This window comes from Rhodococcus sp. ARC_M5, from assembly GCF_022810405.1.
Classification (GTDB): domain Bacteria; phylum Actinomycetota; class Actinomycetes; order Mycobacteriales; family Mycobacteriaceae; genus Rhodococcoides; species Rhodococcoides navarretei.
This window is the reverse complement of record NZ_JALGQE010000018.1, coordinates 62,787-89,075: the sequence shown is the minus strand read 5'-3', so window position 1 is coordinate 89,075 and position 26,289 is coordinate 62,787. Positions and strand designations below refer to the sequence as shown.

Here is a 26,289-nt window from a genome sequence, read left to right as displayed (position 1 = left end):
GGTCGAGTCACTGTGAGAGGTAACTCGTTCATCACTACGCGATGGCCCACCCACAACACGGGTACGACACGCCCGAGCTGCGGCTACGCCGCCTCACCGAATGTCCACCACCCCACGGGACTTACCCAAGAGCATTCACTGAAGCCACGTACTGACGCTATATCTCGTACCGCGTGGTATCCACCGGCATCGGCGTCCGACCGGTGAAACTTCACGCAACTGTTGCCGAATCGGAGTGGGGAATCGGAGCAAATGGGACAAATGGTTGGGCCATGCATGTGTTTTACGGGTGCGAGATTCAACTTGTGAAGCACGTCACAGATGTGTCGGCGCGATGCCGAATGTGGTTCCGAGGGGAGGCAGGATGGACGCACATCCCGTTCGCTAGAGAAGGAGAACGTTTCCGTGGCTCAGGTCAGTTCATCCAGTTCCGCAACCATCGCCACCACGCCCGATCGGGTACTCGCCGCTCTCGCCGACTACGAGACGGTGCGCCCTCGCATCCTGCCCGAGCAGTACCGCGACTACGAGGTGGTGCAGGGCGGGCAAGGAGACGGAACGGTGGCCACATGGACCCTGCAGGCCACCGAGAAGCGAGTGCGCAACGTCGCCGCGACCGTCAGCGTCACCGGATCGACCATCACCGAACGCGATGCCAACTCTTCGATGGTCACCACCTGGTCCGTAGCCCCGGACGGCGCAGGCACCACGGTCACCACGACGACGGAATGGAAGGGCGCGGGCGGAATCGGCGGATTCTTCGAGAAGACGTTCGCACCGCTCGGCCTGAAGAAGATCCAGGCCGCGACGCTGGAGAATCTGCGCCGCGAGTTGATCTAGACCTTCTCGAAGTCGGGATCCTGGATGAGTGCCAGGGTCCCGACCACCACGGTGCGCATCGACCACAGAAACATGCCGTCGGGTCCACGGTCGACCGTGTCGTACGCCCCGGGGAGAGTCTCGAGGTCGGTGCGCGCGGCGATTGCGTCGTCGTACTCACGATCGCGTCGGGCATCGTTGTAGACGATCTCTGCCAATGCAATGGCGTGCTCGACGACAGTGATGACGGTCCATGTCGCCTGCTTGGGTGTGAGGTCGTAGCGCAGCCGGTAGCTCGTCTGCACCACGTCGGCCATCCGAAGGCCGTCGATGGAACTGGGAGTCAGGCCGATCAGGTACTCCGCGATGCCCGGGTTGGTGTGCACCAGCTCGCGCATCGCCGAGGCGAGTGACAGCAACGCGTCGTGCATCGATTCGTCGTCACCGGGAAGCGGCGGCGACCACCGGCGCAGAATCTCCTCTGCCACCAAGGCCTTGAGGGAGCACAGATCGTCGATGTTGTTGTAGATCGCGACGATCGAGACGCCCAGGCTGTCGGCCACAGACTTCACCGTCACCTTGGACAGGGTCAGTGCAATGCCTGCCTCGGCCATGGTCTCGGGAGTCACCCGACGCTTGCGAGGGGTTGGGCTCGCCGGCGCGTTCATGCCTTCAGGCTACGGGGGGCTCAGAAGTGACGGATGCTCAGACGTGGGGCGTGTGCGGACGCGAGTCCTCGAACCCCGTGCGACTACGCTGGTGTCTGCTTCGACCCACGCGAGAGGACGGCACAGTGCAACCCGGTGAGCAGCCCGACATGGCATCGATCCTGCAGCAGGCCCAGCAGATGCAGCAGCAGCTGATGGCCGCGCAGGCCGAGATCGCGGAAACCGAAGTGACCGGCCAGGCGGGCGGCGGACTCGTTGTCGCCACGGTCAAGGGAACCGGTGAGGTGGTCGGACTGGCCATCGACCCCAAGGTCGTCGATCCCGGCGACGTCGAGACCCTGCAGGACCTGGTGATCGGTGCCATCGCCGATGCGTCGAAGGCAGCGCAGAACGTCGCGAGCGAAAAGCTCGGCCCCCTCGCTGGTGGTCTCGGTGGCATGCCCGGCCTGCCCGGGTTCTAGGCGGTGTACGAAGGTCCGGTTCAGGATCTGATCGACGAACTCGGCAAGTTTCCCGGGGTCGGTCCGAAGAGCGCTCAGCGCATAGCCTTTCATCTTCTGGCAGTCGAACCACCTGAGGTGGATCGGCTCATGCGCGCGCTGCAGCGTATCCGTGACGGGGTGCAGTTCTGCATCGTGTGCGGCACGGTCTCGGACAAGGAATTGTGCCGAATCTGCGCCGACTCACGACGTGACAGGTCCATGATCTGCGTCGTCGAAGAGCCTAAAGATGTTCAGGCAGTTGAACGTACGCGCGAATTCAAGGGTCGCTACCACGTGCTCGGTGGAGCGCTGGATCCACTGAACGGTGTGGGTCCGGATCAGCTGCGTATCCGAGAGTTGTTGACTCGCGTCGGAACTCAGGACGATGGCGTCGACGTCACCGAGGTCATCATCGCCACCGACCCGAACACCGAGGGCGAAGCCACTGCTACGTATCTGGTGCGCATGATGCGCGACTTCCCCGGCTTGGCCATCACCCGTCTCGCATCTGGTCTGCCGATGGGTGGAGATCTGGAATTCGCCGATGAACTGACGCTGGGGCGTGCTCTGACCGGGCGTCGACGTATGTGAGTGCCTGCGGCAGTGGTGCGGTTAAGTGCCCTAGGCGGGACTCAACCACGCCACTGGCGAAGCCACTGTCGTACCCCTGGTGCATCATCCCGCCATGGAGAACGAGACTCAGCTGCTCCGCTCGCTGCTCGACGCTCAACATGGCGTAGCGACCACCGTTCAGCTTCGCGCGTGCGGAATCACTCCGAAGTCCGTCCGTCATCACGTCGAGACCGGTCAGTGGCTTCGGGTGTTTCGCAACGTCATCTGCGTGACCAACGGTCCGCTCAGTCGGGATATGGAGCTGCAGGCGGCCTTGTTGTACGGAGGCGGCAGCGCAATCCTGAGCCACGACACTGCCGCACACGAGTGGGGGATGTTGCGTCGGCCTGCCGGACCCGTCCACCTGACTGTGCCGCGCAATTGCTCTGCCATCAGCCAGCCACCGACGTTGCGGCATGTCCTGATGAGGCCGACTTCCCTGAGCAATGCGTGTATCCATCCCGGCGTTGTGTTGCATCGGTCGTTGGCCATCGAACACATCGGTGTCGACACGGATCTGCGGCGGACGAGTAAAGAAGACACGGTCTTGGACTTGGCTGTATCCGCTCCGACGGCGCACGAGGGGTCCGCTGCCTTCGTCTCGGCAATGACGAACGGGAGAGTCTCAGTCTCGGCGATGCGTCGGAAAATCGAACTGCGGCGGCCGCGGCGGTACAAGAAGATCCTGCTCGACGCCCTGTCGCTGCTGGCTGGTGGCGTCCAGTCCGTACTCGAATTCAGGTACGCAACCGATGTGGAACGGGCGCACGGGTTGCCGTCCGGGCGTCGTCAGGCACCCCATCACGTCGGTGATCGTGTGCTGTTCGAGGATGTCGAATATTCGGAAGGTGGGCTCATCGTTCGCCTCGACGGTCGACAATTCCATTCGGCCAGGAATGTCAGGTTTCGAGACCGTCTGCGAGACAACGCCGCCGAGCTCAGCGAACGCCCTCGGCTGGTCTATGGGTGGCAGGAAGTGAGTCAAGACCCGTGTGGGGTGTACCGCGAGGTACGCGAGGTCTTGGTGCGGGAGGGGTGGACGGACGCGTCATATCCGTGCGAGAAGTGCTGCGCAGTGGTGCGATCAGGTGCCGCCCAGGGCACTTAACCGCACCACTGCCGCAGGCACTATCGAAGCCGCTCCTCGCGCAAGCGAGCCACCTCCGGCAGCTCGAGCGGAGCGAGAGTCGTCCCCAAGGCCCGCTCCAGCAAGTAGTCCGCCAACTCCGGGTTTCGGGCGAGAACCGGGCCGTGCATGTACGTGCCGATCACAGAACCTTGTACGACGCCTTCGCGGCCGTCGCCGACGCCGTTACCCACACCGTGGGTGACCTTGGCGAGTGGGGACGCATCAAGGCCGAGAGTCGTTCCACCGCGGTGGTTCTCGAAGCCGGTGAGTTTCTGCGTCAGGCCGTCGAGCGCAGGTTCGGTGACGACCTCGCCGATGGAGCGTGTGGCCTGCGGTGCGGTGGTGACGTCGAACAGGGAGATGCCGTCGACGCGTTCTCCGGCGGAGGTCTCGTACCAGTGGCCGAGTACCTGGATCGCGGCGCAGATCGCCAGCACGGGGGCACCGCGAGCCGCGGCGTTCTGCAATCCTGGATATCGGGTGAGGTGACGCGTTGCCAGGCGTTGAGCCGAATCCTCGGCTCCACCAAGGGTATACACGTCGAGTGAATCGGGAACCGGATCGCTGAGGGTGATCTGCACGACCTCGGCGTCGATCTCGCGCATGCGCAGCCGCTGTCGCAGAATGAGCGCGTTGCCGTTGTCTCCGTACGTGCCCATCACGTCGGGCAGAACGAGGCCGATGCGAACGGTGGACTCAGACATCCTTCACCTCACGTGCCAGCGCGCGACCGAGATCACGGAACGCGGTGTAGTTGGCGAGTACCTCGACGCGTCCCGGTGGGCAGGAAGCGATGGCCTGCAACGGATTTGCGATGGTGGTGTGCTGCGAACCGGCGTAGAGGAGCCGCACTCCCAGGTCGGTCGCGCGCTCACCGGCGGCGACGACGGCGACGTTCTCGAAATGCTCGAAGCGAACGTCCCACAGCCACGACAGGTCCTCGCCGTCCGGTACCTGACCGTTGACGGCGATGACGAGTCCATCGCAGGTGGGGTCGATCATCGACAGCGCCTCTTGCCAGCCGGCGGGGTTCTTGGCGAGAAGCATTCGGACGGAATGGGAACCGTACTGGATGGTGGAATAGCGCCCGGCGACCTCGTCGACGCTCGACGCGGCTGCGACCGCATCTTCCGCGGTCGCGCCCAGCGTCACCGCGGCGGCTACTGCTTGAGCTGCGTTGCCGCGGTTGGCTTTTCCGGGTAGCGACAACGTCATCGGCAGGACGAGTCCGTCGGGTCCGTAGAGGTTCTCGTCGTCCAGCCACCAATCCGGGGTCGGACGCTTGAAGTCGCTGCCGGTGCTGTACCAGTGTTCGCCCTCCCAGAGGATGGGTTCGCCCGTGCGTGGGCAGCTGACCGAGTCGCCCGCCCATCCGCCACCGGCGGCGACCCACACGACGTTCGGGGCGTCGAATGCGGCCGAGGTGACCAGGACGTCGTCGCAGTTGGCGATGACGACGGTCTCGGGGTGCCGGGCCAATCCGGCGCGCAGCTTACGTTCGATCATGTTGATCTCGCCCACGCGGTCGAGCTGATCGCGGCTGAGATTGAGCAACACGATGGCCGCCGGGTCCACCGCGTCGGACACATGCGGGACGTGCAGTTCGTCGACTTCGAGGGCAGCCAGTTCGGCGTCGAAGTGCGCGTGCAGGGCGGCGACGATGCCCGCGTCCATGTTCGCGCCGTCCGCCTGGGTGGCCACGTCGCCGAGGGTGGCCAGGGCTGCGGCGGTCATTCTGGTGGTGGTGGACTTGCCGTTGGTGCCGGTGACGATGACGGTGCGTCGACCACGGCCGAGTCCGCCGAGGATGTTCGGATCGATCTTGAGGGCGACGAGCCCGCCGATCATCGATCCCTTACCGCGGCCTGCTTTACGGGACGCCCAGGTCGCCAGCTCCGCCGCGCGCAGTGCCACGCGGCCACGTGCGCCGATACGTCTGCGCTCACCCACTTCAACCATCCGCCGAGTCTGGCACAAAAGAGCGTGCAGTTTCACGTCGGCGGTTTCTACCCCTGGGTCGTTCCGCAGGCTCCACTCCCGCCCCTCACACCGGCGCTTTCTCCTGCACTTCGGCGGGCCGCCGGACGGCCATACCGCCGAGGCAGCCGCCGATCACGACGGCACCGCCGATCAGGGCCAGCACGGACGGGTTCTCGCCCAGGAAGATCCAGGCACCGGCGATGCCCACCACGGGAACCAGCAGTGAGAACGGTGCGACCAGTCCTGCGGGGTTGCGGCTCATCAGGATGCTCCACAGGCCGCTACCGATGATGGTGGCGGGAATCACGATGTACGCCAACGCGACCAGCCCGGGCCAGCCCTGCGGACCGAACGAGTCGGCGAGGGCGTGCCAGCCGGTGCTCGGACCCTCGGTGATCGCCGAGAGCGCCAGCATCGGCACGGGCGGGATGACGGTCATCCAGAGCATCAGCGTCATCGGGGAATCGGACTTGGCGAGTCGATTTCCCAGGTTGCCGAATGCCCAGCCGAGGCCGGCGAGGAGAGTGAGGATCACCGGCAGCAGGGTGGCGTTCTGGGCACGATCCCACCCGATGAGGACCATGCCGAGGACGGCCACACCGATGCCGATCGCCTGCCTGCGGCTGACGTGTTCGCGTAGTAACAGCGCGCCGAGAACGACGGTGAACGGCGCGGACGACTGCAATACGAGCGACGCCAACCCGGTGGGCATGCCTGCCGCCATCGCCGCGAACAGGAAGGCGAACTGAAGAAAGCCGAATCCGAAGCCGTAGAGCAGCAACCACTTCAGGGGCACCTTCGGCCGCGGGACAAAGATCACGACCGGAACGGCGATCACCAGGAACCGCAGCGCGGCGAAGAAGAAGGGCGGGAAGTGGTCGAGCCCGACGCGGATGGCGAGGAAGTTCAGCCCCCACAGCACGGCGACGGTCAATCCGAGCAGGCGGTCGCGGGTGGTCATGCCGTCAATCGTGACGGGAGCAAATGATCAGCACAATCGAATATATCCGCATAGACAGTTAAGATTTTCTGCATGAACGTGGAGCGGCTCCGGATCCTGGCGGAACTTGCCGACCGTGGAACCGTTGCCGCGGTCGCCGACGCGTTGTCGATGACTCCGTCGGCAGTGTCTCAACAGCTCAAGTTGCTGGCTCGCGAGGCCGGCGTGACACTGCTCGAGCCCGACGGCCGTCGGCTGCGCCTCACCGACGCCGGTCGTGCCTTGGTGCTGCGAACCGACGATGTTCTCGCTGCTCTGGCCCGCGCGGCAGCGGAGATGGACCGCTATCGAGCCTCGCCGCGGGGACGCGTCCGCGTGGCACTGTTCCCGTCCGGTGCCGCGCTGCTCCTGCCTGGAGTGTTGACCCGTCTCGCGGGCTCGGACGTCGACATCGACGCCCGCGACGAGGATCTGCCGGCATCCTCGGTGCCCGAACTACTCGCCGACTACGACGTGGTACTCACCCACCGGGACGATCGGGCTCCGTCGACGGCGGGTCCACGGATCGACGTGACGACCCTGATGCGTGAACCCATCGATCTGGTGTTGCCTCTCGATCACGCACTGGCGCAGCAAGATTCGATCGATCTGAGGAGTCTGATCGACGAGCGATGGATCAGCGTTCGCGGTGGTTTTCCGGTCGACGATGTGCTGCTCTCGGTGGCCGCCGTGACCGGGGTGCAGCCGAGAGTCGTTCAACGGATCAACGACTTTCGAGTGACCGAAACCCTCGTCGCCGCTGGGCACGGCGTGGCCTTGATGCCGCGCTATGCCGTCGTGCATCCGGGTCTGGTGCGTCGAGAGCTGTCCGGTGTGCGGGCCGGCCGAATCTACGAACTCGCGACGAGGCCCGCAGCCGCACGACTGCCCGCGATCGCCGCTGTGCTCGACGCGTTCAGGGCGGAAGCGGAGTTCAGGACAGGGCTTTGGCCTTCAGCGTCCTGAACTCGTCCTGGTCGATGGTTCCGTTGTCCAGCAACACTTTTGCGTGTGCGATCTCCTCCGATGCCGACCGTCCGGCCACGTGCTTGATGTACTCCTCCTGCTGGTCCTTGGCGTGCTGCAGGGCAGCAACTTGACGCTTGGCCATGTTGCTGCCGTTGGCAATGAGGTAGACCAGCGCGGTGAAGAACGGCGCGATGATGAGGAAGAGCACCCACAGGGCCTTGACGACCCCGGATGTCTTGTGGTCACGGAAGAGGTCTCCGATGATCGAGAACATCACCATCAGGTAGGCCACGAAGGCGAACCCGACGATGAGAAGCCAAAGAAAATCCCAGAAAGAGTCCATGGCGAACTTCCATTCTCTAAGGTGCCCCGACGGCAGATCCAGTGTGGCATTAGCGGCACCCGTGCACACGGGTCTTTGGTCCCTTTCGGTGACCGGAGATCCGAGTGAGCCACGCATCGACCGCGCCCGCTGTCGTTTCGTGAGGGCTCCACAATGCAACACGCCGCCCACCCCGAAAGGTGAGCGGCGTGCCGTCGAGCAGCGAACTTATTTCAGTGCGCGGTTCACAGCCGAGACCACTGCGCGCAGTGAGGCGGTGGTGATCGACGTCGCGATTCCAACGCCCCACACGGTGGTGGCGATTCCATCAGGAGAGGTGACAGAGGCTTCGACGTAGGCCGCGGCCTGAGCATCGTCGCCTGCGGACATCGCGTGCTCGGAATAGTCGAGGACGCTGACGTCGTAGCCGATGGTGGACAGCGCGTCGACGAACGAGGCGAGGGGTCCGTTGCCGGATCCGGAGATTTCCTGCTCGACGCCGTCGACCTTCACCGTCGCGACGATCGTGTCGGTTCCGCCGTCCACCTCTGCAGCCTGTACCGACTGCTTGATGCGCTCGAGCGGCCGGATCGGGGTCAGGTACTCCTCGGCGAAGACGTCCCACATCTCCTTGGGCGAGACCTCGCCGCCCTCGCCGTCGGTGATGCGCTGCACGGCCTGGGAGAACTCGATCTGCAGTCGACGCGGCAGGTTCAGTCCGTGATCGGACTTCATGATGTACGCGACGCCGCCCTTGCCCGACTGCGAGTTGACGCGGATGACCGCCTCGTAGGTGCGACCGACATCCTTCGGGTCGACGGGCAGGTACGGAACCTGCCAGGTGACATCTCCGATGTCCGTACCTTGTTCGTCCGCAGTGACTTTCATCGCGTCCAGGCCCTTGTTGATGGCGTCCTGGTGGCTGCCGGAGAAGGCCGTGTAGACCAGGTCGCCGCCGTAGGGGTGACGCTCGGCGACGGGCAGCTGGTTGCAGTACTCCACCGTTCGGCGAATTTCGTCGATGTTGGAGAAGTCGATCTGCGGATCGACGCCGCGGGTGAACAGGTTCAGCCCGAGCGTGACCAGGCAGACGTTGCCGGTGCGTTCGCCGTTGCCGAACAGGCAGCCCTCGATGCGGTCTGCGCCGGCCTGGTAGCCGAGTTCTGCTGCAGCGACCCCGGTTCCGCGGTCGTTGTGCGGATGCAGTGACAGCACGATGCTGTCGCGGCGATCGAGATTGCGGCTCATCCACTCGATCGAGTCCGCGTAGACGTTGGGCGTCGCCATCTCGACGGTGGCAGGCAGATTCAGAATCAGTGGCTTGGCGGGGGTGGGATCGATGATCGCGGTGACCGCGTCGCACACCTCTTTGGCGTAGGCGAGCTCGGTGCCGGTGTACGACTCGGGGGAGTACTCGTAGCGCCAGTCGGTATCGGGGAACTTGGCTGCTTCTTCGAGGACCTTGCGGGCACCGTCGGTGGCGATCTTCTTGATGACATCACGCTCGGCCCGGAACACCACGCGTCGCTGCAGGATGGACGTCGAGTTGTAGAAGTGCACGATGACGCTGCGGGCACCCTCGCACGCGACGAAGGTGCGTTCGATCAGCTCGGGGCGGCACTGCGTCAACACCTGGATGGTGACGTCGTCGGGAATCGCGCCGTCCTCGATGATCTCGCGGACGAAGTCGAAGTCGGTCTGGCTGGCCGACGGGAAGCCGACCTCGATCTGCTTGTAGCCCATGCGGACGAGCAGGTCGAACATCCGGCGCTTGCGGGCCGGGCTCATCGGGTCGATCAACGCCTGGTTGCCGTCGCGCAGATCCACGGCGCACCACTGCGGCGTCCGGTCGATGATCTTGTCCGGCCACGTGCGGTCGGGGAGGGTGATCGGCTCCACTTCCTCGGCGAACGGCCGATAGCGGAACGTGGGCATCGAGGAGTTCTTCTGGGTGTTCCACGCAGGCTGGTCGCTGGGAGCGGGCCGCGAGGGCGGGGTGATGGTGCGAGATCCCGAGGTGAATGCGTCGGCTGGTGACATGGTCTTCGTCTCTCCGTACAGATCAGAGCAATGTGTTCGACCGGCGCAACGAACCCCGCGACGGGAAGCCAGTCTGGTCTCAGACCCCGTCGCGGCTGTTAAGAAGGAGAGCTCGCAGCATGGGCCGAGTGTACTACCGCTCGCCGACGGCTCACCCCTGGGTTGACGCGTCGAATTCTGTGGTCACCACGTCGAGTCGTCGTTGCCACTGCTCGATGTCATCCATTCGTCCGACGTCGGTCACCGTCCAACAGTGCGCGAGCAGCTGGTACCCGAGGCGGTCGACCTCGGCGTGCTGGGCCCACACCCGGTGCGCCCACCGCCGATCGTTGTGCGCGGCCTCGGCACCTGCGAGAGCGGACCCGACGAGCTCGAACTGAACGTCCCGCCGCACAGCGAGAGCTTTCGCCGCAGCCACGTCCTCGGTGCGCACCACCGTCAACAGTTCGGCAGAAAGCGACAGAACTCGGCCGTCGGACCACCTCAGAGTGCGACGAAACGCCGCGGGAAGCAGCAGCCACAGGGCCGCGAAGGCGAAAGCCACGCCCACCGTCGTTTCCACGATCCGGTCGACGACGATGTCCTGCAACACGGCCCCCGGGTGCGTGAGCGTCCCCATCAGCAGGGCCAGCGGGGTGATGAACGTGACCGCCAGGCCGTAGTTGCGCGCCACCGACACCTCGATCGCGAACTGCAACACCATCAGCACCACGATGACGGCCAGGCCGGTCAGCGGGGAGAGGAAGATGGCCGAGAACAACGCCACGCCGGCGAGAGTTCCGCCGAGCCGCTGCAGTCCCCGATAGGTGCCGTGCACCCGATCGGGACCCTGCTGCAAGACCAGAACGGCACCGAGGATCGCCCAGTCCGGTCGGCTCAGACCCAGCGCGACGCTGAGACTGCCCGCGGCCGCTGCCGCGCAGAACACCCGCATGGCCGTAGAGGCCGCATGCGAGTCCCGATGCAGCGAGCGCCGCAACCGATACCCGACGCCCGGCCGAGCCAGCGGCAGCTGATCGGGCACGGCGTCGACCGCGCGATCCGGATCCGCCCGTTCGGAGATCGTCGCCGCGAAAGCCAGGTGCGCGTCGAACAATCTCCGAACCAGAACCGGCCTCGACGACAACCGCGCGGCACCCGCGTCGTACACCGCAGACCAGGCCGAATGCAGACGCGCGGCGGCCGCGTGACGGTCGGCGGCAGACGCCGTCGGCGAGCCCGTGTATTCCTCGATGGCACCCACCGCGGCCCCGACGGCCTCGCGCTCGGGTCCACGCGGATCCCACAGCACCCCTGACATCGCCACCAGCAGCGCCGACGCGACACCGATGGCCGCACAGGCCGCTGCGTGCCCGGCACCGATGCCGGCTCCGGGGACGTACGACGACACCGCGCACACCAGCACGAAGAAGAACGCTCCCGGCGGTCCCAGTCGCAGCGCGGCTATGACGTACACCGCGACGAGAGCCAGCAGTGACAGCACCGCCACCGGGATCATCTGCGCCCAGCCGGTGTTGCCGAGATCGAGCGCCATCTGCCCGGCCGTTGCGCCGAGCCACACCGACGCCGTCAACGCACCGCCCGCGGTCGGAACCACCCACCATCGCGAGCGGTAGGGACGACCTTCTCCGTAGATGACGGCGAAACTGCCCGAGACCACCAGCAGTGCCTCGGCGTGGAATCCGAGCACCCACGCCGCGATCGCGGGGATCCCGAACGCGAGAGCCGAGCGCAGTCCACCGGGCCAACGACGGCCGACAGCGGGAAGCCCGAAGAGCACCTTCAGACCTCGAGCCGGCGGGGGTGGGCGATGCTCGGGAACGGTCACTCGAACATGTTAGGACAGGCATATCCGCAGGCGAACCACCCTGAACTCCCAGCTCGGAGCTACCCGGACCACTGTTCGGGCCGCTCGCTCGGTAAGGTGACCCGCGGACAATCGAACGGTTGTCGGCTATCCAGCGGAGGTAATACGCGTGGCTCTCATCGTCCAGAAGTACGGTGGATCGTCGGTGGGGACCGCCGAACGTATCCGACGCGTCGCTGAACGAATCGTCGAGACCAAGAAGGCAGGCAACGACGTCGTCGTGGTCGTGTCGGCCATGGGCGACACCACCGACGAACTGCTCGACCTGGCTCAGCAGGTGTGCCCGGCACCGCCGGCCCGCGAGATGGACATGCTGCTCACCTCGGGTGAACGCATCTCCAACGCGCTGGTCGCGATGGCCATCCACTCGCTCGGTGCCGAGGCTCGGTCGTTCACTGGCTCCCAGGCTGGCGTCGTCACCACCAGCGTGCACGGCAACGCCAAGATCATCGACGTCACCCCGGGACGCGTACGCAGCGCACTCGACGAGGGCTCGATCGTCCTCGTCGCCGGATTCCAGGGCGTCAGCCAGGACAGCAAGGACGTCACCACGCTCGGGCGCGGTGGATCGGACACCACCGCCGTTGCGCTCGCCGCAGCACTGAACGCAGACGTCTGCGAGATCTACACCGACGTCGACGGCATCTTCACCGCCGATCCGCGCATCGTGCCCAACGCTCGGCACCTCGACACCGTCTCGTTCGAGGAGATGCTGGAGATGGCGGCCTGCGGTGCGAAAGTGCTGATGCTGCGCTGCGTCGAATATGCCCGTCGCTACAACGTTCCCGTTCATGTGCGCTCGTCGTACACCACAAAACCCGGAACGATCGTCTCCGGATCTATGGAGGACATTCCAGTGGAAGAAGCAATTCTCACCGGCGTCGCACACGATCGCAGCGAGGCGAAGGTCACCGTCGTCGGCATCCCCGATTCGCCGGGTTACGCGGGCAAGATCTTCCGCGCCGTCGCCGACGCGGAGATCAACATCGACATGGTGCTGCAGAACGTCTCCAAGATCGACACCGGAAAGACCGACATCACCTTCACCTGCCCCAAGTCGGACGGTCCGACGGCCGTGGAGAAGCTGACCAAGCTGCAGTCCGAGATCGGCTTCGCGCAGGTGCTCTACGACGACCACATCGGCAAGGTCTCGCTCGTCGGCGCAGGAATGAAGACCCACCCCGGCGTCACGGCGACTTTCTGCGAGGCGCTGGCCGAGGCAGGCGTCAACATCGACCTCATCAGCACCTCCGAGATCCGTATCTCGGTGCTGGTCAACGACACTGAGCTGGACGAGGCCGTGCGCGTTTTGCACGCCGCCTTCGATCTCGGCGGCGACGAAGAAGCCGTCGTACACGCAGGGACAGGACGATAGAAGATGACCACAGTTGCAGTCGTAGGAGCTACCGGCCAGGTCGGTGCTGTCATGCGAACCCTGTTGGAGGAGCGCAACTTCCCCGCCGACACGGTTCGATTCTTCGCCTCTGCTCGTTCGGCGGGCAAGAAGTTGCCGTTCCGCGGTGAGGAGATCGTCGTCGAGGACGCGTCCACCGCAGACCTCACCGGAATCGACATCGCACTGTTCTCGGCGGGTGCCACCCTCTCGCGCGAGCAGGCACCGCGATTCGCCGCGGCAGGTGCCACCGTCATCGACAACTCGTCTGCGTTTCGCAAGGACTCCGACGTGCCGCTGGTGGTCAGCGAGGTCAACCCCGAGGCAGCGAAGAACCCGCCCCGCGGCATCATCGCCAACCCCAACTGCACCACCATGGCCGCGATGCCGGTGCTCAAGGTGCTGCACGACGAAGCAGGCCTGCAGCGTCTGATCGTCTCGAGTTACCAGGCCGTCTCCGGTAGTGGACTCGCCGGTGTCGAGGAACTCGCCACCCAGGCGCGCGCCGTCATGGGCGACGTCGAAAAGCTGGTGCACGACGGTTCGTCGGTGGATTTCCCGGCCCCGAACAAGTACGTCGCGCCCATCGCTTTCAACGTCCTGCCGCTGGCCGGCGCGTTGGTGGACGACGGATCCGGCGAAACCGACGAGGACCAGAAGCTGCGCAACGAATCGCGGAAGATTCTCGGCCTGCCGGACCTGCTGGTCAGCGGCACGTGCGTGCGCGTGCCGGTGTTCACCGGCCACTCGCTGTCGATCAACGCCGAGTTCGATCGTCCGCTCTCGGTGGAACGTGCTCGTGAATTGCTGGCCTCGGCACCCGGTGTCTCGCTGGTCGATGTGCCGACGCCTTTGCAGGCCGCAGGCGCGGACGATTCCCTCGTCGGCCGCATCCGTCAGGACCCGGGCGTTCCCGAGGGCCGCGGATTGGCGCTGTTCGTCTCGGGAGACAACCTGCGTAAGGGTGCCGCGCTCAACACCATTCAGATCGCCGAATTGCTGGTCTGACGTCGTGCGCGTTGTGCGTAGCTGGAGCTACGCACAACGCGCACGACGGGAGTGGTCAGTTCAGGCGGTGACCTTCGGCGGAGGCGTCGAAGATATGCGCGTGCGCGTCGTCGATGCGGACATGGACGCGGTCGCCCTTCTCGGGTGGGCTGCGCCAGTCGGCCCGAGCGACGATCGATTCGGTAGTGCCGTTGATGTCCGCGCGTCCGAACACGAAGGCCTCGGAACCGAGTTCCTCGACGACGTCGATCTCGAGAGCAATTCCGCTGCTCGCGATCTCGATGTGCTCGGGCCGAATACCGAACATCACCTCGGTGGCAGAACCGAGGGTCTGACGCGGCACCGGAATCACCTGATCGGCCAGACGGACGCCGCCGTCGGTGACCGGCGCGCGGAACAGGTTCATCGACGGTGAGCCCATGAACCCGGCGACGAATGCATTGACCGGGGTGCGATACAGCTCGCGCGGAGTGGCGCACTGTTGCAGCACACCACCTTTCAGGACGGCGACGCGATCGCCCATCGTCATGGCCTCGACCTGATCGTGGGTGACGTACACGGTCGTGGTGCCGAGCCGACGCTGCAACTGAGCTATCTGCGTCCGCGTCTGAACCCTGAGTTTGGCGTCGAGGTTGCTCAGAGGCTCGTCCATGAGGAACACCTGCGGCTGCCGAACGATGGCGCGGCCCATGGCAACTCGCTGACGCTGACCGCCCGACAGCGCCTTGGGCTTGCGGTCGAGGTACGGCTCCAGATCGAGCAGCTTCGCAGCCTCCTCGACGCGAGTGCGAATGTCTTCCTTGTTCGCCTTCGCCAGCTTGAGCGCAAACCCCATGTTCTCGGCGACGGTCATGTGCGGGTACAGCGCGTAGTTCTGGAACACCATCGCGATGTCGCGATCCTTGGGTTCGGAATTGGTGACATCCTTGCCGCCGATGAGGATGCGTCCCGAGTTGACCTCCTCCAGCCCGGCGAGCATACGGAGCGACGTCGACTTGCCGCAGCCGGAGGGGCCGACCAGAACGAGGAACTCACCGTCCTCGATGTGCAGGTCGAGCTCGTTCACCGCGGGGGTGTCGGACCCGGGAAAAAGCCTGGTCGTTCGCTCGAACGAGATTGTTGCCATGACGAAATAGATCCCTCCACCGGCAGGAACGTGCCGGACGATCCGAGTGTGGGGTGACGGCGGAAGCCGACGAGCACATAGTATGTCCCCGATCACAACCAGGAGAGAGATGGCCGGGCGAGCGGCTCTGTGTCCAGACGAACCGCCCTGCGAGGGCCGGCCGTCGCCGCAGTCGCTGCCGGTGCTGCGGCCCTCCCGGTGGCGTCGACGACGGTGGGCACGACATGGGCGGTTCCAATGAGTTGCAGGGGTACACGTGGCACCGCCACATGCTCGACCACGAGGACCACGAGGACCACGAGGACCACGAGGACCACGAGGACCACGAATTGATGTTGCTGTACCGCACCGTCGCTCCCTGACGCTCCTACCCCAACCTTTCCGAGGTCGGGAGCCTGTTGCGTTCACAGGCAGGTCGGCCCACACTGACCCTGCCGCGTAGCGCACTCGACAACGGAACGGACCCTGGCAATGGGCAGTGGAACCACATCCGATCCCTGGACTCTCACCACAGCCCCCGGCACATCGGCGTACACCATGTATCGCGATCCCGCCCACGAGCCACCCGCCCTCGTATGCCAGGTGGGGTCGACAACCCTGCGGTACCGCATCGAGGCAGTCGAAGATCTGCACGGCTGGCTCACCGAGCGGGCCGAGTGGGTATTGCTCGGTGCCTCGGACGAGAAGAAGCCGGCTGCTTCGGGCACGGTCGAAGCGTGGGGGCGCTCGCCCGACAACCCGGTCGGCGGCTGGTACGGGCTCAGGAACGGATATCGCGGCCGCTTCGGAATGTATCTGCCGCCGCTCCTCGAAGAGCTCGGCCTGGCGGAATTGACCCACAATGCGCGGAACAACAGTATGCGTGCCCTCTAGGGGAGTCGTCGAAAAAAGTCTGTCGGTGGGCGGGTATAGCTTTTGTGGTGTGAAGACATGGGGGGATGTGTTCGGGCTCGGTGACCAGGATTTGGTCTCCGAGCTCGCTGACGTGACTTCCCTCGAAAACGCTTTGGCTGCAAAGCGATTGATGCTGCTGGCCGAGATCGACCGACGCGGATTGGCGATGAAGCTCGGGCACTCGTCCGTCACCCGCTGGTACGCCCGATCGGTTCGGATCACCGACGGATCAGCCGCCCGCCAGAACGCACTGGGATACTGGCTGCACGATCACCACACCGTGCTCGACGCCCTCGCCTGCGGTGAGATTCACGCCGCGCACGCCGTAGCGATCGCCGAGGGATACGACACCGTGTTGGTCGCCGACCCGACCTTGGGTGAAGATCGCTGCGACGCAATCGTCGCCGAACTCCTCGACACCGCGATGCGCAGCACCGCCGGCCAGGTGAGCTCCCGCGCGCAGGCATTGGCGCATGCTGCCGCGGAGGACGCCCGAGCACGACACGAGAAAGTCGAGAAGCAACGCCGCGAACAAGAACGGCAGGAACAGGAACAGCGGGATCAGGAGCGGTGGAGAGATGATGCCGCGACCTCGACCGGTAGGCCGCCCGATCCGGAACCGCCTGCACCTGAGCCTGTTTCGCCGACGCCCGCACCGCGACCGGTGTCGGAGAACGCGGACCTGAACCGATTCGGCCTGCATCCTCTGGCCAACGGCCGCTTTCAGGTCGGTGGCGACGTCGACCGGCTGCTGGCAGAGAAGCTGCTCACCGCCCTGTCGGAGTTGGCGGCACCGCGGCCAGGACCCGGTGGCGAGCGCGACCCTCGTAGCCCATCGAAGCGCCGGGCCGATGCACTCGATCAGATCCTCGATCGACACCTACGCGGTAGCGCTCGCGGGTCGGCGGGCGGGTCGCGAGCGTCGGTGCACCTGATCGTTCCGCTGCGGGACTTGCTCGCCCACGGCGGAAGGAAGGAGTCCTGTTGTACAGCAACGGATTCAGTCGACGCCAGCACGATCGCGGAGGGATCTTCGGACGGCGGTGACGGCACCCCTGGCACTGTCCAGCGTCCTGACAGCGCTGCTCGCGGCGGAGCGGCGGCCGGTGGTGACATTGGTGCCCGGCAGGAGTCTGTGCCCGAGCCGGGCGACGCCGGTCTTCGCGGCGATGCAGCAGCCGGTGAGGGTGGTGCCGGGCAGGAGTCTGTGCCCGGGCCGGGCGACGCGGCTGTTCGCGGCGACGCTGCAACCGGTGGTGGTGCCGGTGGGAACAGAGCCGGGGAGAAGTCTCCGCCCGAGCCGGGCGACGCGGACTGGCCGTTCCACTTCGACTGGACCGGCCCGATCAGTCGCTCCCTCGCCGAGCTCGTCACCTGTGACGCCGACCTGACCCCCGTCATCGTCGACCACAACGGCGTTCCACTCGCGCTCGGACGAACCACCAGACTCGCCTCCGACGACCAACGCATCGCCTTGACCATCCGCGACACCTGCTGCGTGATGTGCGGCCGCCCCGCACAGTGGTGCCAAGCCCACCACGTCAGATTCTGGGAACACGGCGGCCGCACCGACCTGAACAACCTCGCGCTGGTCTGCGGAGAATGCCACCGCCTCGTCCACCACGGCGACTGGCAGCTACTCATGGGCGACGACGGACACCCCTACGCCATCCCACCCGAATCCATCGATCCCACAAGGCAACCCATCCCCAGCTACCACCGTCGAAAGCAACGAGCTGCGTGAGCTCAGGCGCGCAACGCGCCCTCGAGCAACGTTCCGCTCTGGTTGCGAGGTATCTCGTCGAGGGCAGTGACGGTCTCGGGCACTTCGGACGGCACGATCCGGCCCTTGGCGTGGTCGATCCACCCCTGCCTCGAAACTTCGCAACCGACCTCGGGGACGACGACTGCAGTCACCGCGTTCATCTCACTGGGAGGCGCGCACTTGCGCCCACGCGCTGCTGAGATTGGCGGTCCACGCCGACCTGTGACGACCTCGGTCACCGAGGTTGCGACTGAGGCACTGTCAGCGGTTCCGCTCGGTCCTTCACAGCGAACTCGGTGCGGCTTGAACGCGTCGACTATCGGTCGCTTCCCGGCGTAGGGGTCTCGGGTGCAGGTACGAGGCTGCGGTAGTGCGCCGCGATGTCGCCGGGGGTGGTGAACCAGACGTCGTCGCGGTTGGCGGTCAGGTGCTCGAGGGCAGCGCGGAAACGTCGCAGTCGATAAGGCTGTCCCGTCAGGAACGTGTGTACGGAGATGGCGAGCACCACCGGTTGTCTCGCCGAATTCTCCTTCAGTTCGTCGAAGCTACCGATGATGTTGTGCTCGAAGGCTTCTGCGGTCTGATGGTGATGGACGAACATCGGTAGGTCGTTGATCTCGTGGGGATACGGGACGCTGAGCAGCGGCCCGCCGCGGGTCTGAAGCCACACGGGTTGATCGTCGACGGGCCAGTCCAAGGTGTACTGGTAACCGCGCTCCGCGAGGAGGTCCTCGGTGACGCGGCTCGGGTTGGCACCGGGGCTCATCCATCCTCGAGGCGGTGTTCCCTCGTGTCGTTCGATCGCGGCGGTGACATCCTCGATGGAGCGGCGCTCCGCATCCTCGTCTTGATCGTTCGGTTGCACGGCATTCGTTCGCCCGTGCGCGACGACCTCGGCGTCGAGTGCTCGGAACGCCGCGGTCAGCTGCGGGGCGTGCTCGTACACCTCGGTGTTGACCAGCAACGTCGGTCGAATCCCGCACTGCTGCAATGTCTCTGCGATGCGGAAGCCGCCGACGCGATTGCCGTATTCACGCCAGCCCCAGTTGTAGGTGTTGGGTTGCTCCATCGCGGGCGTGTAGCCCAGGCCGGGCTGCCCGTCGTCGTACGGAAAGTGCTCGCAGTTGACCGCGACGTACACCGCGAGCCGCGCGCCGCCCGGCCACTCGAACTGTGGCCGATCGACGATGGGGGAGTACTCGAAGCGGCCGTGCGAGGGGAGGGGCATGGCCGGGGTATTGCCCGCGGCGAGTCGGGACAAACTGTCTGTCGGTCGGTGTACGTCGCGGCGTTGACCAGGTGCGTGATCTGTGGGTCCCGTGGCTCGCCCACCTCGAACGCTCCAATGGCCGCCAGCTGCGGTGCCATCTCCTGCAGAGTCGCAATCAGTTCGTCGTGAGCCTCGGTCGCGGGTTCCACGTCACGGAGCGCCTGCGCACTCGCGATGAACGCCGCCACGGTTCCCTTCCGCATCGGCAGGCCGACCAACGAGACTCTCTCGGCTCCGTCGGGAAGGACGTTCTCGGGGACGTACCGAATGGCTGATCATGGTGGATCCACTGCCCGCTGCCGGCGCGACAGGGTGGTGCGACGGTTGGCTGTCGAGCTGACCTATTGCCTGACGGCGGATGGGCGGAGTTGTGACAAAACTTAAAGTCAGGCTGGACTGTTTGTTGTTTTGCCGCTACTGTTCCAAGTGTGACTACCGACACAGAGCTCAGCGATGGCGCGCCTACCCCGCGCCGCACGCAGGCCGAACGCACCGCGGGGACGCGCGCAAAGTTGCTCGATGCAGCCATCGAGTGCCTCGTCGAGCTGGGTTTCTCGAAGACCAGCACGCAGGAGATCGCGCGGCGTGCCGGAGTATCCCGTGGAGCGCAGCTGCACCACTTCCCGACCAAGGAGTCGTTGGTGACCGCTGCCGTCGAGCATCTCGTCGACCGCCGCCTCTCCGAAATTTTGGAAGCCGAGCCCGATCCGGAGCGAGGACCCGAGATCCTCGCCGACGCGTTCTCGGGCCCGCTGTTCTACGCTGCCCTCGAGCTGTGGGTCGCGGCCCGCACCGATCCGGCTCTGCACGAGGCGATGGTTCCACTCGAGCGACGCGTCGCCGAAGCCATTCAGAGCGGTGCTCAGATCGTCATGGGCAGCCGCATGTCCACCGAGTCCATCGAGCTCAGCGTCGAGCTGGCTCGCGGGCTCGCAGTATCGGCTCTGTTCCGTACCCCCGAAGCCGACGCGCAGCTGCGCGATCGGCTCCTCCCCTTCTGGTCCGAAAAGGTGATGGACTCGTGAATTCTGCACTGCCCCAAAAATGCGACGTGCTCGTCGTCGGAGCCGGATTCGCCGGCCTTGCCGCGGTGGCGAAGATCCTCGCCGACGATCCGAATGCCGACGTGACAGTCATCGAACGCGCATTCGACGTGGGCGGCACGTGGCGAGACAACACCTACCCGGGGTGTGCGTGCGACGTGCCGACCTCCCTGTACTCGTTCTCGTTCGCCCCGAGCCCGAAGTGGAGCCACACTTTCGCGCGCCAACCGGAGCTCTTCGACTACCTGCGTTCGGTGGTCGATCGTCTGAACCTGCGGGACCGCATCGTCACCGATTGTGAACTGCTGTCGGCAGATTGGAGCGAGACGGATCGGCGGTGGACCGTCGAGACCTCGCGCGGTGCAACGAGCGTCAGAGTCCTCGTGGCGGCGACCGGCGCACTGTCCACCCCCAAGATCCCGGACGTGCCGGGCATCGACACATTCGGCGGGACTGTGTTCCACTCCGCGACGTGGAACCACGAGCACGATCTCACCGGCGAGCGCGTCGCCGTCATCGGCACCGGCGCGTCTGCAGTGCAGTTCGTGCCCGAAATCGTCGACAAAGCCCAGCGGCTCACGGTCTTTCAGCGCACCCCGGCCTGGGTCATCCCCCGCCTGGACCGCACCATCGGCCGGGTCGAGCGCACTCTGTACGAGAAAGTTCCCGCGGCGCACCGCGCGGTGCGCGGTGTCATCTACGGTTACCGCGAGGCGTACGTGACAGTCCTGGCCGACAACCCGTGGATGCTGCCCGCGGTGAAGGTGTTCGCCAAAGCCAACCTGAAGCGACAGGTCAAGAACCCCGCGACGCGGGCCGCGTTGACCCCCGATTACGCACCCGGCTGCAAACGTCTTCTGCTGTCCAACGATTGGCTGCGGACGCTGGATCGACCCGACGTCGATCTCGTCACATCGGGGCTGACGTCGGTCACCGAGAACGGCGTCGTCGACGCCTCGGGCCGCAACCACGAGGTGGACACCATCATCTTCGCGACGGGGTTCACCCCCACCGAGCCGCCGGTGTCGCATCTGCTGCGCGGCAACGACGGTCGGACACTCGCGGAGCACTGGGGCGGTAGCCCGCAGGCGCATCTCGGGACCACCGTTGCCGGCTTCCCGAACCTGTTCCTGATGTACGGCCCCAACACCAACCTCGGGCACAGTTCCATCGTCTACATGCTCGAGTCGCAGGCCAACTACGTGGTATCCGCACTGAACGAGATGAAGGACCGCAGGATCGCGGCCGTCGAGGTCAACGAATCTGCTCAGCGGCAACACAATTCGTGGGTCGATTCCGAGCTCGACGGCACCGTGTGGAATGCGGGTGGCTGCTCGAGCTGGTACCTCGACGCCAACGGTCGCAACTCCACGATGTGGCCTACCTACACATTCCGGTTCCGCAACAAGACGCGAGAGTTCGACGTCTCGAACTATCGGATCGTCTCCGACACTCTCGAATCAGACAACGAGGTGGTATCCGCATGAGCGACTACGACGTTTTGATCATCGGCTCCGGTTTCGGCGGCAGTGTCGCCGCACTGCGGGCCGTCGAGAAGGGCTACCGCGTGGCGGTCCTCGAATCCGGTCGCCGGTTCGAGGACGACGAGCTCCCGAAGACCAGCTGGCGGTTGCGTAAGTATCTGTGGGCTCCGGCGCTGGGTTGCTATGGGGTGCAGCGTATCCACCTGCTACCCGATGTGCTGGTGATGGCGGGTGCAGGTGTCGGCGGAGGTTCGCTGAACTACGCGAACACGCTGTACCAACCCCCGGCCAAGTTCTTCGAGGACCCGCAGTGGGGTTCGATCACCGACTGGCAGCGCGAGCTGAATCCGTACTACGACCAGGCCCGCCGGATGCTCGGCGTCGAGACCAACCCGACCATCACCGCCTCGGACAAGGTGATGAAAGAGGTGGCCGAGGACATGGGTGTGGGCGACACGTTCACCTCGACTCCGGTCGGTGTCTACTTCGGTGACCGTGGCAAAACTGCACCCGACCCGTTCTTCGGTGGTGCCGGGCCCGAGCGCACCGGCTGCACCGAATGCGGAGCGTGCATGACCGGCTGCCGCGTCGGCGCGAAGAACACCCTCGTCAAGAACTACCTCTATCTCGCGGAACACGCTGGCGCACATGTTCTTCCGTTGACCACCGTGGTGGACGTGCGGCCGAACGGCGCCGGCTACGACGTGGTGACGCGCCGGACCGGAGGGAAGCTGCGTCGCAAGGAGAAGACGATCACCGCCGATCAGGTGATCTTCTCGGCCGGCACCTACGGCACCCAGAAGCTGATGCTCGCTGCCAAGGAGAAGGGCTCATTGCCGCGGCTGTCCGAGCGGATCGGTTCGCTCGTGCGCACCAACTCCGAGGCCGTGCTCGCGGCGACCGCCCGCGGCCGTGAGGTCGACTACCACGAGGGCGTGGCGATCACGTCGTCGTTCCACCCGGACGATCACACACACATCGAGCCGGTGCGATACGGCAAGGGCAGCAACGCCATCGGTCTCTTGCAGACCGTGCTCAGCGACGGCGGCGGAAAGGTGCCGCGGATCCTCAAGACCCTCGGCGTCGCGTTGCGTCACCCCGGCGCTGCGGCGCGCAGCCTGTCGGTCCATCGTTGGTCGGAGCGAACCGTCATCGCATTGGTGATGCAGACCGATGACAACTCGCTCGAGCTCGGATCGAAGAAGGGTCCGTTCGGGCGTCGCCTCACCAGCAGGCCCGGTGCGGGTGATCCACCGCCGCAGTGGATTCCGCAGGGTCACGAGGCCATTCGCCTGCTTGCGGACAAGATCGGCGGTGACCCGGGCGGATCGATCGCCGAGATCGTCAACATTCCGATGACCGCGCACTTCCTCGGTGGCTGCGCGATCGGCGACTCGCCGCAGACCGGAGTGATCGACGGGTACCAACGGGTCTACGGCTACGAAGGACTGCACGTGCTCGACGGTTCTGCCGTCAGCGCCAACCTCGGTGTCAATCCGTCCCTGACGATCACGGCGCAGTCCGAGCGAGTAATGGCGTTGTGGCCGAACAAGGGTGAGCCCGACAAGCGTCCCGCAGTGGGCAGCGAGTACCAGGAAGTTGCACCCACGCAGCCGGTTCGCCCGGTGGTGCCGGTGTCTGCACCGGGAGCCCTGCGGCTCCCCCTGACCGTCGTGGGGAGGGATTCCTGATGTGGAGTGTCACCGAATCCGAGACCGAGCGCACCGACTGGCCTGCCAGTCCGGCAGCGCCGTGGCCGGCGAATGTCCGCGCCACGATCTGGTGGCATCGGGCCCGGTCGTCGGACTTCGCACCCGCCGGTGCGAAGACGTTGCCGATCACGATGTGCATGGTCGTCGATTACACGACGTCGCCGGTCGGCCCGTACCGCGAGATCCTGGCGAGTCCGGCGCTGCGCCGGGACGTCGGACGCGTGCCTCGGATGGCGGTGCCGTTCATCGCCGTCGATTCCGCGACATCGGTGCACGGGGGCCGGACCAACTGGCACCTGCCCAAGGTGCTGGCCGACTTCGAGGGCGACGTGCTTGGCGAGGCCGGGGCGAGTGGCGGTGAATGGTCGGTCCGGACGACATCCCGCGGCGTCGGGCCGCAGTTCCCGATGCTCGGCTCCATCGGTTTCGCGCAGCCGGTGTCCGGCGGCTCGGCCGTCGCCTCGTCGAGTTTGAAGGGCAAGGCGAGGTTGGCCAGGGTCGAGGTCGACGCCAAGGGCCCGACGTTGAGTCGCTGGATGCCGTCGGGCACGTATTTCGGGTTGCAGATCGTGTCGGGGTCGATGCGGACGGGTGAAGCGCGCCTGGTCGGGTAGCCGTCGGCCGCTTTTCTTGACTTAGTCCAGATTAGGGGCATACTGGAGTGCATGCAGCTCACCGAACGCGTCGACCCCGCAGCGCAGTTGCGCTCGGTCGGTCTTCGCGTCACTGGACCTCGAGTTGCAGTCCTGAATGCGGTCACAGCCCGACCGCATTCGGACGCCGACGACATCGCTGCCGCCGTCCGTGAGAGCGGCGGCTCGGTGTCGACTCAGGCCGTCTACGACGTGCTCAGGGCCTGCGTCGACGCAGGTCTGCTACGTCGCATCGAACCTGCCGGTTCGGCCGCGCTGTACGAGAGCCGGACGGCCGACAACCACCACCACCTCGTATGCCGGGGGTGCCATGTGGTGGTCGATGTCGACTGCGTTGTCGGAGCAGCACCCTGTCTCGTGCCCGAGGACACCCACGGATTTGTCGTCGACGAAGCCGAAATCGTCTTCTGGGGTTTGTGCGACGACTGCACGAGGCATTCCGTCTGACACTGCGGTCCAGCGTAGGGCCGCTCGGTTTCACAGATTTTTCGAAGAGCAGCCCTCTTCGATTCTATTCAGCCCTTCAGGAGGCTTCGTATGACCAAGCCGATCAGCAACAAGCCGACCACCAGCAACTCGGGAATCCCCGTCCCCAGCGACGATCAGTCGCTGACCGCCGGAACGCAGGGTCCGATTCTTCTGCACGACCACTACCTCATCGAGAAGATGGCGCAGTTCAACCGTGAGCGGGTCCCGGAGCGCGTCGTGCACGCCAAGGGAGCGGGCGCGTTCGGTGAACTCGAAATCACCGGCGATATCAGCAAGTACACCAAGGCGAAGGCGTTGCAGCCCGGTGCCAAGACCGAGATGCTGGCGCGCTTCTCCACCGTCGCGGGCGAGCAGGGCAGCCCCGACACGTGGCGTGACCCGCGTGGCTTCTCGCTGAAGTTCTACACCGAGGAAGGCAACTGGGACCTCGTCGGCAACAACACCCCGATCTTCTTCGTCAAGGACCCGATCAAGTTCCAGGACTTCATCCGCAGCCAGAAGCGTATGCCCGACTCCGGTCTGCGTGACAACAACATGCAGTGGGACTTCTGGACCCTCTCGCCCGAGTCGGCGCACCAGGTGACGTGGCTCATGGGTGACCGCGGTATCCCCAAGTCGTTCCGTCACATGGACGGGTTCGGGTCGCACACGTACCAGCTCATCGCCGAGGACGGCACGAAGACCTGGGTGAAGTTCCACTTCAAGACCGATCAGGGTATCGACTTCCTGACGCAGGACAAGGCGGACGAGGTTGCGGGTACATCACCCGATCATCACCGTCAGGACCTCTTCGGATCCATCAAGAACGGCGACTTCCCGAGCTGGACCCTCAAGGTGCAGCTCATGCCGTACGACGAGGCCGAGAACTACAAGTACAACCCGTTCGACCTCACCAAGGTCTGGTCGCAGAAGGACTACCCGTTGATCGAGGTCGGCAAGATGACCTTGAACCGCAACCCGGAGAACTTCTTCGCGCAGATCGAGCAGAGCTCGTTCGAGCCGTCCAACACCGTGCCCGGCATCGGTTTCAGCCCCGACAAGATGCTGCTCGGACGCGTCTTCTCCTACGCCGACGCGCACCGGTACCGCATCGGAGCGAACTACGCGCAGCTGCCGGTCAACGCCCCGAAGTCCGAGGTCAACTCGTACTCCAAGGACGGCAACATGCGGTACTCGTTCAACTCCCCGGAGACGCCGGTCTACGCGCCGAACTCGTTCGGCGGCCCGTCGGCGGACACGAACAAGTACGGCGACGACGGCGCGTGGGACTTCGAGCCTCGTTTCGTGCGCACCGGATACATCGAGCACCCCGAGGACGGCGACTTCGTACAGGCCGGAGCACTGGTCCGCGAGGTCATGGACGACGCGCAGCGCGAGCGTCTGGTCGGGAACATCGTCGGACACGTCCTCAACGGCGTCAGCGAGCCCGTCCTGAGCCGCGTGTTCGAGTACTGGACCAACGTCGATCCCGACCTCGGCAAGAAGGTCGAGGAAGGCGTCCGGTCGCAGCAGAACGAGACCGCGCCGACCACCGGTGCAGGCGCGATCGACGATCCCGCCGACGAAGCCGCCAAGGTCTGATCCG

The 26,289-nt window shown here is 65.3% G+C and carries 26 protein-coding genes; 16 read left to right on the top strand and 10 right to left on the bottom strand.

Translation table 11 applies throughout. The features are described 5' to 3' along the window. The first annotated feature begins 405 nt into the window (after positions 1–405). On the top strand, positions 406–840 hold the full coding sequence (locus MTX34_RS21610; RefSeq protein WP_243610762.1) for an SRPBCC family protein: 435 nt from the start codon (positions 406–408) through the stop codon (positions 838–840). Here the strand turns inward: MTX34_RS21610 and MTX34_RS21605 are convergent. Beyond that, positions 837–1,487 (bottom strand): hypothetical protein, encoded by a 651-nt coding sequence (locus MTX34_RS21605; protein ID WP_243610761.1) that lies wholly within the window; start codon positions 1,485–1,487, stop codon positions 837–839. The genes MTX34_RS21610 and MTX34_RS21605 overlap by 4 nt on opposite strands. 149 nt (positions 1,488–1,636) lie before the next feature. Here MTX34_RS21605 and MTX34_RS21600 point away from each other — a divergent pair, with 149 nt between their 5' ends. From MTX34_RS21600 to MTX34_RS21590, 3 genes are all read left to right on the top strand, one after another. Next, complete coding sequence (locus MTX34_RS21600) at positions 1,637–1,948, top strand: YbaB/EbfC family nucleoid-associated protein (RefSeq protein WP_243610760.1); 312 nt, start codon at positions 1,637–1,639, stop codon at positions 1,946–1,948. Positions 1,949–1,951: 3 nt separating this feature from the next. Then, positions 1,952–2,560 carry a recombination mediator RecR gene (recR, locus tag MTX34_RS21595; protein ID WP_027494532.1) on the top strand — a complete coding sequence of 203 codons (609 nt, stop codon included), beginning with the start codon at positions 1,952–1,954 and terminating at the stop codon, positions 2,558–2,560. Between the two features lie 94 nt (positions 2,561–2,654). After that, complete coding sequence (locus tag MTX34_RS21590) at positions 2,655–3,689, top strand: type IV toxin-antitoxin system AbiEi family antitoxin domain-containing protein (protein ID WP_243610759.1); 1,035 nt, start codon at positions 2,655–2,657, stop codon at positions 3,687–3,689. Positions 3,690–3,709: 20 nt separating this feature from the next. Here MTX34_RS21590 and MTX34_RS21585 read toward each other — a convergent pair whose 3' ends face one another. From MTX34_RS21585 to MTX34_RS21575, 3 genes are all read right to left on the bottom strand, one after another. Continuing rightward, a complete protein-coding gene (locus MTX34_RS21585) occupies positions 3,710–4,414 on the bottom strand; it encodes a type 1 glutamine amidotransferase (RefSeq protein WP_243610758.1) in 705 nt (234 codons plus the stop codon). After that, entirely contained in the window at positions 4,407–5,669 is a 1,263-nt protein-coding gene (locus MTX34_RS21580; protein WP_243610757.1) for a Mur ligase family protein, read from the bottom strand. The genes MTX34_RS21585 and MTX34_RS21580 overlap by 8 nt, the downstream gene beginning before the upstream one ends. Positions 5,670–5,754: 85 nt before the next feature. Next, entirely contained in the window at positions 5,755–6,651 is an 897-nt protein-coding gene (locus MTX34_RS21575; RefSeq protein ID WP_243610756.1) for an EamA family transporter, read from the bottom strand. Between the two features lie 72 nt (positions 6,652–6,723). Between MTX34_RS21575 and MTX34_RS21570 the strand changes: the two genes are divergently transcribed. Then, positions 6,724–7,635, top strand: a complete 912-nt coding sequence (locus MTX34_RS21570; RefSeq protein WP_243610755.1) for a LysR family transcriptional regulator — start codon at positions 6,724–6,726, stop codon at positions 7,633–7,635. On the opposite strand, the gene MTX34_RS21565 is transcribed toward MTX34_RS21570, so the two are convergent. The 3 genes from MTX34_RS21565 to MTX34_RS26050 form a co-directional block, all read right to left on the bottom strand. After that, positions 7,604–7,981, bottom strand: a complete 378-nt coding sequence (locus tag MTX34_RS21565; protein WP_243610754.1) for an SHOCT domain-containing protein — start codon at positions 7,979–7,981, stop codon at positions 7,604–7,606. The two genes, MTX34_RS21570 and MTX34_RS21565, sit on opposite strands and share 32 nt — an antisense overlap. A 207-nt stretch (positions 7,982–8,188) precedes the next feature. Next, positions 8,189–10,000 carry a 2-isopropylmalate synthase gene (leuA, locus tag MTX34_RS21560; RefSeq protein WP_243594230.1) on the bottom strand — a complete coding sequence of 604 codons (1,812 nt, stop codon included), beginning with the start codon at positions 9,998–10,000 and terminating at the stop codon, positions 8,189–8,191. A 151-nt stretch (positions 10,001–10,151) separates the two neighbouring features. Continuing rightward, positions 10,152–11,828 (bottom strand): FUSC family protein, encoded by a 1,677-nt coding sequence (locus tag MTX34_RS26050; protein ID WP_243610753.1) that lies wholly within the window; start codon positions 11,826–11,828, stop codon positions 10,152–10,154. A gap of 148 nt (positions 11,829–11,976) precedes the next feature. Between MTX34_RS26050 and MTX34_RS21550 the strand changes: the two genes are divergently transcribed. Further along, positions 11,977–13,242: an aspartate kinase gene (locus MTX34_RS21550; RefSeq protein WP_037187823.1), complete on the top strand. Its 1,266-nt coding sequence runs from the start codon at positions 11,977–11,979 to the stop codon at positions 13,240–13,242. 3 nt (positions 13,243–13,245) lie between these two features. Beyond that, positions 13,246–14,268 (top strand): aspartate-semialdehyde dehydrogenase, encoded by a 1,023-nt coding sequence (locus MTX34_RS21545; protein WP_243610752.1) that lies wholly within the window; start codon positions 13,246–13,248, stop codon positions 14,266–14,268. A gap of 55 nt (positions 14,269–14,323) precedes the next feature. Here MTX34_RS21545 and MTX34_RS21540 read toward each other — a convergent pair whose 3' ends face one another. Beyond that, positions 14,324–15,394, bottom strand: coding sequence for an ABC transporter ATP-binding protein (locus MTX34_RS21540; RefSeq protein ID WP_243610751.1), 1,071 nt, complete (start codon positions 15,392–15,394; stop codon positions 14,324–14,326). Between the two features lie 224 nt (positions 15,395–15,618). Between MTX34_RS21540 and MTX34_RS21535 the strand changes: the two genes are divergently transcribed. The 3 genes from MTX34_RS21535 (at position 15,619) to MTX34_RS21525 (ending at position 18,032) form a co-directional block, all read left to right on the top strand. Beyond that, a complete protein-coding gene (locus MTX34_RS21535; protein WP_243610750.1) occupies positions 15,619–15,756 on the top strand; it encodes a hypothetical protein in 138 nt (45 codons plus the stop codon). Between the two features lie 109 nt (positions 15,757–15,865). After that, positions 15,866–16,267: a DUF6855 family protein gene (locus tag MTX34_RS21530; RefSeq protein WP_243610749.1), complete on the top strand. Its 402-nt coding sequence runs from the start codon at positions 15,866–15,868 to the stop codon at positions 16,265–16,267. A 49-nt stretch (positions 16,268–16,316) separates the two neighbouring features. After that, positions 16,317–18,032 carry a DUF222 domain-containing protein gene (locus MTX34_RS21525; RefSeq protein ID WP_308198554.1) on the top strand — a complete coding sequence of 572 codons (1,716 nt, stop codon included), beginning with the start codon at positions 16,317–16,319 and terminating at the stop codon, positions 18,030–18,032. Positions 18,033–18,034: 2 nt separating this feature from the next. Here MTX34_RS21525 and MTX34_RS21520 read toward each other — a convergent pair whose 3' ends face one another. After that, on the bottom strand, positions 18,035–18,205 hold the full coding sequence (locus MTX34_RS21520; protein ID WP_243594224.1) for a hypothetical protein: 171 nt from the start codon (positions 18,203–18,205) through the stop codon (positions 18,035–18,037). A gap of 164 nt (positions 18,206–18,369) precedes the next feature. Further along, positions 18,370–19,281, bottom strand: a complete 912-nt coding sequence (locus MTX34_RS21515) for a polysaccharide deacetylase family protein (RefSeq protein WP_243594223.1) — start codon at positions 19,279–19,281, stop codon at positions 18,370–18,372. A gap of 470 nt (positions 19,282–19,751) precedes the next feature. Between MTX34_RS21515 and MTX34_RS21510 the strand changes: the two genes are divergently transcribed. The 6 genes from MTX34_RS21510 (at position 19,752) to MTX34_RS21485 (ending at position 26,285) form a co-directional block, all read left to right on the top strand. After that, complete coding sequence (locus MTX34_RS21510) at positions 19,752–20,348, top strand: TetR/AcrR family transcriptional regulator (protein WP_243594222.1); 597 nt, start codon at positions 19,752–19,754, stop codon at positions 20,346–20,348. Continuing rightward, positions 20,345–21,853 (top strand): NAD(P)/FAD-dependent oxidoreductase, encoded by a 1,509-nt coding sequence (locus tag MTX34_RS21505; protein ID WP_243610747.1) that lies wholly within the window; start codon positions 20,345–20,347, stop codon positions 21,851–21,853. The genes MTX34_RS21510 and MTX34_RS21505 overlap by 4 nt, the downstream gene beginning before the upstream one ends. Then, positions 21,850–23,541 (top strand): GMC oxidoreductase, encoded by a 1,692-nt coding sequence (locus MTX34_RS21500; RefSeq protein ID WP_243610746.1) that lies wholly within the window; start codon positions 21,850–21,852, stop codon positions 23,539–23,541. The genes MTX34_RS21505 and MTX34_RS21500 overlap by 4 nt, the downstream gene beginning before the upstream one ends. After that, positions 23,541–24,176: an acetoacetate decarboxylase family protein gene (locus MTX34_RS21495; protein WP_243594219.1), complete on the top strand. Its 636-nt coding sequence runs from the start codon at positions 23,541–23,543 to the stop codon at positions 24,174–24,176. The genes MTX34_RS21500 and MTX34_RS21495 overlap by 1 nt, the downstream gene beginning before the upstream one ends. A 51-nt stretch (positions 24,177–24,227) precedes the next feature. Continuing rightward, positions 24,228–24,662, top strand: a complete 435-nt coding sequence (locus MTX34_RS21490; RefSeq protein WP_243610745.1) for a Fur family transcriptional regulator — start codon at positions 24,228–24,230, stop codon at positions 24,660–24,662. 90 nt (positions 24,663–24,752) lie between these two features. Beyond that, complete coding sequence (locus MTX34_RS21485; protein ID WP_279393574.1) at positions 24,753–26,285, top strand: catalase; 1,533 nt, start codon at positions 24,753–24,755, stop codon at positions 26,283–26,285. Positions 26,286–26,289: the final 4 nt, after the last annotated feature.

Coding starts and splice junctions, on each gene's coding strand:
- MTX34_RS21515 (WP_243594223.1), bottom strand. CDS start 19,281: ATGCCCCTCCCCTCGCACGGCCGCTTCGAGTACTCCCCCATCGTCGAT.
- MTX34_RS21580 (WP_243610757.1), bottom strand. CDS start 5,669: ATGGTTGAAGTGGGTGAGCGCAGACGTATCGGCGCACGTGGCCGCGTG.
- MTX34_RS21490 (WP_243610745.1), top strand. CDS start 24,228: ATGCAGCTCACCGAACGCGTCGACCCCGCAGCGCAGTTGCGCTCGGTC.
- MTX34_RS21495 (WP_243594219.1), top strand. CDS start 23,541: ATGTGGAGTGTCACCGAATCCGAGACCGAGCGCACCGACTGGCCTGCC.
- MTX34_RS21575 (WP_243610756.1), bottom strand. CDS start 6,651: ATGACCACCCGCGACCGCCTGCTCGGATTGACCGTCGCCGTGCTGTGG.
- MTX34_RS21545 (WP_243610752.1), top strand. CDS start 13,246: ATGACCACAGTTGCAGTCGTAGGAGCTACCGGCCAGGTCGGTGCTGTC.
- MTX34_RS21500 (WP_243610746.1), top strand. CDS start 21,850: ATGAGCGACTACGACGTTTTGATCATCGGCTCCGGTTTCGGCGGCAGT.
- MTX34_RS21600 (WP_243610760.1), top strand. CDS start 1,637: ATGGCATCGATCCTGCAGCAGGCCCAGCAGATGCAGCAGCAGCTGATG.
- MTX34_RS21565 (WP_243610754.1), bottom strand. CDS start 7,981: ATGGACTCTTTCTGGGATTTTCTTTGGCTTCTCATCGTCGGGTTCGCC.
- MTX34_RS21590 (WP_243610759.1), top strand. CDS start 2,655: ATGGAGAACGAGACTCAGCTGCTCCGCTCGCTGCTCGACGCTCAACAT.
- MTX34_RS21535 (WP_243610750.1), top strand. CDS start 15,619: ATGGGCGGTTCCAATGAGTTGCAGGGGTACACGTGGCACCGCCACATG.
- MTX34_RS21530 (WP_243610749.1), top strand. CDS start 15,866: ATGGGCAGTGGAACCACATCCGATCCCTGGACTCTCACCACAGCCCCC.
- MTX34_RS21485 (WP_279393574.1), top strand. CDS start 24,753: ATGACCAAGCCGATCAGCAACAAGCCGACCACCAGCAACTCGGGAATC.
- MTX34_RS21540 (WP_243610751.1), bottom strand. CDS start 15,394: ATGGCAACAATCTCGTTCGAGCGAACGACCAGGCTTTTTCCCGGGTCC.
- MTX34_RS21570 (WP_243610755.1), top strand. CDS start 6,724: ATGAACGTGGAGCGGCTCCGGATCCTGGCGGAACTTGCCGACCGTGGA.
- MTX34_RS21605 (WP_243610761.1), bottom strand. CDS start 1,487: ATGAACGCGCCGGCGAGCCCAACCCCTCGCAAGCGTCGGGTGACTCCC.
- leuA (WP_243594230.1), bottom strand. CDS start 10,000: ATGTCACCAGCCGACGCATTCACCTCGGGATCTCGCACCATCACCCCG.
- MTX34_RS21585 (WP_243610758.1), bottom strand. CDS start 4,414: ATGTCTGAGTCCACCGTTCGCATCGGCCTCGTTCTGCCCGACGTGATG.